Below are 3,595 nucleotides of genomic sequence, written 5' to 3'. Positions count from 1 at the left end.
CTACGGCGGCACCCCGCCGCAGGCCCCGCTCGGCCAGGACCCGTACGGTCACGCCCCGGCGGGCCGGCCGCCGCTCGGCCAGCCGCCAGCGGCGCAGCAGGCCGTCGCCCCGCCCGTCCAGCAGCAGCCGCACACCTACGGCTACCCTCCGCCGGAGGGCGCGTTCCCCGACACCTCGGTGCGGGAGGACTCCGGCCCGGTGTACGCCCAGCCGGCCGGCCCCGGCCCGAACAGCCGTGGCGGTGACTTCGGCACCTCCTTCAACCTGGCCCCGCCGCAGCCGCAGCAGCCCCAGGAACCCGCCCCGGCCGAGCCGGTACGGACCAACTGGATCGCCGTGGTGTCGGCCGACCGGGACTACTTCACCGAGATGATGGCCCGCAGCGGCCCCGAGGCGGCCGGCCTGTTCTTCCCGCCGTACTGCCCCGAGCGCCGGATCCCGCTGACCGGCCGCGGCCAGCTGCGGATCGGGCGGCGCAGCCAGCACCGCGGCACGGTGCCGGAGATCGACCTGTCCGTACCGCCGGAGGACCCGGGCGCCTCGCACCAGCACGCGATGCTCGCCGAACAGGCGGACGGCAGCTGGGTCCTGGTGGACCAGGACTCGACCAACGGCACCACCATGAACGGCGGCGCGGAGCCGATCGCCCCACACACCGCCGTGCCGCTGAACGACGGCGACCGGATCCACATCGGCGCCTGGACCACCATCACCGTGCACCGCGGCTGAACGACGGTCACAGACAGGCCGTCAGCTGAAAGTCCGTCGGGCAATTCGCCGGACGGTCCGAAAGCGACAACTCCGGCCGGGCCGGGCGGAATTCGACATCCGCCCGGCCCGGCTTTGTTTGGCCGTTCCTCAAAATATCCGCAAATTCGCCGTCCCGGATGTGCACAAGAGCCTTCACAACCCCTAGGCTCAGGGCACATGACTGCTGCTATATCCGCTGACGGCATCCGCCAGCGGTACGGGGATGTGCAGGCCGTCGACGGGGTTTCCTTCACCGTCGAGGCCGGCGAGTTCTACGGGATCCTGGGCCCCAACGGCGCCGGGAAGACCACCACGATGGAGATCCTGGAGGGCGTCCGGAAACCGGACGAGGGTCGGGTCCAGCTCCTGGGCATGGAGCCCTGGCCGCGCAATCCGAAACTGCTGCCGCGAATCGGCGTGCAGTTCCAGGCATCCGCTTTCTTCCGGAAACTGACGGCCCGGGAGACCATCCGCACCTTCGCGTCGTTCTACGGGGTCGGCCCCAAGCGGGCCGACGCGATGCTGGAGCGGGTCGGCCTCTCGGACAAAGCCGAGACCCTGACCGACCAGATGTCCGGCGGCCAGGCCCAGCGCCTGTCGATCGCCTGCGCACTGGCCCACGACCCGGAGCTCGTCTTCCTGGACGAGCCCACCACCGGCCTGGACCCGCAGTCCCGGCGCAACCTCTGGGACCTCCTGCGGGACATCAACGCCGAGGGCCGCACGGTCGTGCTGACCACGCACTACCTGGACGAGGCCGAGGTGCTCTGCGACCGGGTCTCGATCATGGACCACGGCAAGATCCTGCACACCGGCGCCCCGGCGGCGCTGATCCGCGAGATCGACGACACCGTCCGGATCAGCGTGGCCTCCGGCCAGCTCCCGCTCGACCGGGCCCGGGAACTGCTGACCGCGGCCGGCGCCGACATCGCCACCCTGGAGGACGACACCGTCTCGCTCTCCGTCTCCACCCGCCTCCCCGCCCCGGTGCTCGGCGTCCTGGCCGAGCAGAACGCACTGCGCGGCCTGGAAGTGCGCGGCGCCACCCTGGAGGACGTCTTCCTCCAGCTGACCGGACGGGAGTTCCGCGCATGACCGCCACCATCCCCACCGAGCCGCAGTCCCCCGCCCGGCGCGGCGGCCCGGCCGCCGGCGAGCGGGAGCGGGTCAGCGCGTTCTGGAGCCTGTCCCGCGCCATGCTGCTCGGGATGAAGCGCGACCGCACCGCGACCTTCTTCATCCTGCTGTTCCCGCTGGTGTTCCTGGTGTTCTTCGGCAGCGTGACCAAGAGCTCCGGCAGCCCGCACGCCAAGGTGGCGCAGGTCGGCGCGGTGAAGCTGTTCGACTCGATCCAGGGCGACGAGCGGGCCGGGCTGGACAAGGTCCTCACCATCACGAAGACCGACGACGAGGCCGCCACGCTGGAGAAGGTCCGCAAGGGTGACTACGACGCGCTGATCAAGCAGGGCCCGGACGGCAAGGTCGAGCTGCGCTACACCGCCGCCGACCAGGTCCGCGCCGGCGCGCTCCAGGGCATCCTCAACTCGGTGGTCCAGAACGCCAACCAGGCGGCCACCGGCCAGAAGCCGGCCTTCGTGCTGGACTCCCAGCAGGTCGAGGACAAGTCGCTCAAGCCGATCCAGTTCCTCACCCCCGGCCTGCTCGGCTGGGCCGTCGCCACCGGCGCGGTGTTCGGTGCCGCGCTGACCCTGGTCAACTGGCGCAAGACCAAGGTGCTGCGCCGGCTGCGGCTGGCCCCGATCAGCGCCGGCACCGTGGTCAGCTCCCGGATCCTGGTCTCGCTGCTGACCGCGTTCCTGCAGACCGCCGTCTTCCTGGTGGTCGCGACCAGCTTCTTCGGGCTCAAGCTCACCGGCAACTGGTGGCTGGTCATCCCGCTGGTGGCCTGTGCGACGCTCGCCTTCATGTCGATCGGCCTGCTGGCCGGCTCGGTCGCCAAGACCGAGGAGGCCGCCAACGGCATCTCACAGATCATCGTGCTGCCGATGTCCTTCCTGTCCGGCTCGTTCTTCCCGCTGGACGGCGCCCCGGGCTGGCTGAAGGCCGTCTCCGAGGTCATGCCGCTGCACTACCTGGTCAGCTCAGCCCAGTCGGTGCTCACCCGTGGTGGGGGCGTCATGGACGCCCTGCCGACCATGGGCGGCCTGCTGCTCTTCGCGGCCGTGCTGACCGGCATCTCCTGGAAGCTGTTCCGCTGGGAGGACTGACCGTCCCCGGTTGACATCCACTGGTCCCGACGGGGGCGTACGCCTTTGGTCCCGGTGTACGCCCCCGTCGGCGTCTGCGACCATGGTCGGGTGAGAGAGATCCGGCGAGGCACGTTGAGCGAGGAGACCTTCTACGACCAGGTCGGCGGTGAGCCGACCTTCCGGCGGCTGGCCCACCGGTTCTACGAAGGCATCGCCGAGGACGAGTTGCTGCGGCCGATGTACCCCGAGGAGGACCTCGGGCCGGCCGAGGAGCGAATGGCCCTCTTCCTGATGCAGTACTGGGGTGGCCCGCGCACCTACAGCGAGCGGCGCGGCCACCCGCGGCTGCGGATGCGGCACGCGCCGTTCAAGGTCGACAAGGCCGCACACGACGCCTGGCTCACCCGCATGCGGGCGGCCGTGGCGAGCCTGGAGCTGCCGGCCGAGCACGAGCGGCAGCTGCTCGAGTACCTGACCTACGCCGCCGCCTCGATGATCAACACCCCGGGCTGATCCCGTTCCCGGAGCCCGTGCGCCGGAGCCCGTGCGCCGGGCTGCCGGACCGGGGGCCGACGGCCGGCGCTACCGGACCGGGCTGAGCCCCAGCCCCGCGCCCGGCGCGGCCACGGTGCGC

At 71.3% G+C, this 3,595-nt stretch carries 4 protein-coding genes; all 4 read left to right on the top strand.

Going from position 1 to position 3,595, the window contains the following annotated elements; translation table 11 throughout:
- A partial coding sequence (locus KS423_RS41225; protein ID WP_224284855.1) for an FHA domain-containing protein occupies positions 1-730 on the top strand: 730 nt, incomplete at its 5' end.
- A gap of 198 nt (positions 731-928) precedes the next feature.
- On the top strand, positions 929-1,846 hold the full coding sequence (locus KS423_RS41220; RefSeq protein WP_224284854.1) for an ABC transporter ATP-binding protein: 918 nt from the start codon (positions 929-931) through the stop codon (positions 1,844-1,846).
- Positions 1,843-2,979 (top strand): ABC transporter permease, encoded by a 1,137-nt coding sequence (locus tag KS423_RS41215; RefSeq protein WP_224284853.1) that lies wholly within the window; start codon positions 1,843-1,845, stop codon positions 2,977-2,979. The genes KS423_RS41220 and KS423_RS41215 overlap by 4 nt, the downstream gene beginning before the upstream one ends.
- Before the next feature lie 90 nt (positions 2,980-3,069).
- A complete protein-coding gene (locus KS423_RS41210; RefSeq protein WP_224284852.1) occupies positions 3,070-3,474 on the top strand; it encodes a globin in 405 nt (134 codons plus the stop codon).
- Positions 3,475-3,595 lie beyond the last annotated feature (121 nt).

The sequence above is a fragment of the Streptomyces sp. LS1784 genome, assembly GCF_020103755.1.
Classification (GTDB): Bacteria; Actinomycetota; Actinomycetes; order Streptomycetales; family Streptomycetaceae; genus Kitasatospora.
This window is presented reverse-complemented; position numbering and strand designations above follow the sequence as displayed.